The organism is Bulleidia sp. HCP3S3_C9, assembly GCF_052064035.1.
Classification (GTDB): Bacteria; Bacillota_I; Bacilli_A; order Erysipelotrichales; family Erysipelotrichaceae; genus Bulleidia.
Map to the genome: position 1 here is coordinate 1 of NZ_JBQHWJ010000102.1, position 2,223 is coordinate 2,223.

Consider the following 2,223-nt stretch of genomic DNA (forward strand, 5'->3'; position numbering starts at 1 on the left):
TCTACAAGATACATCGAACCGTTATCAATCACGGTTAAACAGGATTGATAGAAAGGAAAGTGTATATTGTGAATGACTTGTTTTATGAGTCTTCAACAATATACCAGGAGGTACAGATATGTGTACAGCTTTAACTTATAAAACAAAAGATTTCTATTTTGGAAGAAATCTGGACTATGAACATGGATATGGTCAAAGTATCATCGTTGTTCCTGGAAACTATCCAATCCCATTTAGACATATGAAGGATCTGGATCATCATTATGCATTGATTGGCATGGGGATTATGACAGCTGGCTATCCTAATTATTTTGACGCAATGAATGAAAAGGGACTTGCAATGGCTGGACTGAACTTTGTTGGAAATGCAGTCTATCATCCATTGGATGAAGCAAAAGATAACGTTGCACAGTTTGAACTGGTAAACTATATTCTTTGTACATGTGCAAATATTGAGGAAGCAAAAGAGGCATTGAAGAATCTGAATGTTGATAATGAAAAGTTCTCTGATCAGATGCCGGATGCTTATCTGCACTGGATGATTGCAGATGAGAATGGATGTTTAGTAGTTGAATCCATGAAAGATGGTTTACATGTGCATGAGAATCCTTACGGTGTATTAACAAACAATCCGCCATTTGAAATTCAGAGCTTCCTGTTGAACCAATATATGTCACTGTCCGCTCAGCAGCCAGAAAATACATTCTCCAAGGAATTTGATCTGAATACATATTCAAGAGGCATGGGTGGTCTAGGACTTCCAGGAGATTTAAGCAGTTCTTCTAGATTTGCAAAGTGTGTATTTACAAGAACGAACAGTACAAAGGAAGAGAGAGAAGAAACAAGTGTATCTCAGTTCTTCCATATCATTCACAGTGTTGAACAGCAGAAGGGATGTTGTGAAGTCAGAGAAGGAGACTATGAATATACGATCTATTCTTCCTGCATGAATACTAACAAGGGAATCTACTATTACACAACATATAATGATGCAACAATACATGCGATTGATATGCATCGTTGTAATCTGGATGGGAATGAAATTGTATCTTATCCATTTATGGATGAAGCAAAAATTGAATATCAGAATTGATGTAAAATGGCCGTTTCAATGCGGCCATTTTTTCTTGACTATTTCTTTTATATGCATATAATTACCGAAGGTAATTACTAGAGGTAACTATATGGATGTGTATCAGGCAAGAAAAGTAATAGATGCTTTTGAAAAAGCAGAAAAAATATTACAAAATCGACCACCTTTACCAAAAGATATCCTTCCTTCTTACTTGAAGATGCTAGATAAGATCTATGAATTGGATCAAAAAGGAAAGGTAAGAGGTTCTGATGTTGCTAGTGCATTGCACCAGACAAAACCAAGCATCACAAGAGCACTTTGTGCAATGGATGCAATGGGCTGGATTACAAAAGAAGATAGTGTAACAGATAAAAGAGTTGTATATATTGTTTTGACGGATAAAGGCAGAGAAATCTATCAATACTATATTGCTTCCTACTATAGTGCATTATCAAAACGTTTAGAGAAATATAAAGAAGAAGATATCAATGTAATGATGCAATTTATTGATGCGTTTTATCAGGATCTTAGTGAAGATCCAATGAAGAGAGAGGAATTTTAATGAACGATTTTACACAAGGTTCTATTTTAAAGAAGATGATTAAGTTTATGATACCAATTCTTGGTGCATTGGTATTACAGGCAATGTATGGTGCAGTTGACTTAATGATTGTTGGTCAATTTGGAACAACATCTGGATTAAGTGGAATTTCTACTGGCAGTAATATTATGAATCTTGCAACGTTTGTTGTTTCTGGTTTAGGAACAAAAGCGTGAATCCTCGGCCATTCAATGACCGAGATGGAAGCCAATGTCATTAAGTTAAGGCATTGAGCCAATTGAATCTCTAAAGTGCACTGCGCATTAACTTGCGTAGTGCTTTTTTTCTGCAATGAAATATTTTTCTCAGATATGAACAAAGCACTCACATTTAAGCATAAATATGCAGAAAATGCTTAACAGACAAAAAAACGGAACATTAAACATAATCCGAAGGAAATTGTAGGAGGAAAATTTACATGTCTGCAATTTCTAATAACAACTGTTATGAAATGACCTTTGTCAAGCAAAAGATAACTTTTTGAATGTCATTTATCGAAGAAGATAAGGAAAGAGTTCCGAATTGTAACAGTTCTCGGTAGTTGGCC

Annotated in this window: 3 protein-coding genes; all 3 read left to right on the top strand. The window is 35.2% G+C overall.

The features are described from left to right. Positions 1-118: 118 nt before the first annotated feature. The gene (bsh, locus tag ACTND6_RS10885; protein ID WP_441024253.1) at positions 119-1,093 is read left to right on the top strand and encodes a choloylglycine hydrolase; all 975 of its coding nucleotides are present in this window, start codon (positions 119-121) and stop codon (positions 1,091-1,093) included. Between the two features lie 91 nt (positions 1,094-1,184). Continuing rightward, positions 1,185-1,637: a MarR family winged helix-turn-helix transcriptional regulator gene (locus ACTND6_RS10890; protein WP_441024255.1), complete on the top strand. Its 453-nt coding sequence runs from the start codon at positions 1,185-1,187 to the stop codon at positions 1,635-1,637. Continuing rightward, complete coding sequence (locus tag ACTND6_RS10895) at positions 1,637-1,852, top strand: hypothetical protein (protein WP_441024257.1); 216 nt, start codon at positions 1,637-1,639, stop codon at positions 1,850-1,852. The genes ACTND6_RS10890 and ACTND6_RS10895 overlap by 1 nt, the downstream gene beginning before the upstream one ends. The last annotated feature ends 371 nt before the right edge of the window (positions 1,853-2,223 follow it).

Excerpts from the sequence above, each read along its gene's own strand:
- bsh (WP_441024253.1), top strand. The coding sequence starts at position 119 with ATGTGTACAGCTTTAACTTATAAAACAAAAGATTTCTATTTTGGAAGA.
- ACTND6_RS10895 (WP_441024257.1), top strand. The coding sequence starts at position 1,637 with ATGAACGATTTTACACAAGGTTCTATTTTAAAGAAGATGATTAAGTTT.
- ACTND6_RS10890 (WP_441024255.1), top strand. The coding sequence starts at position 1,185 with ATGGATGTGTATCAGGCAAGAAAAGTAATAGATGCTTTTGAAAAAGCA.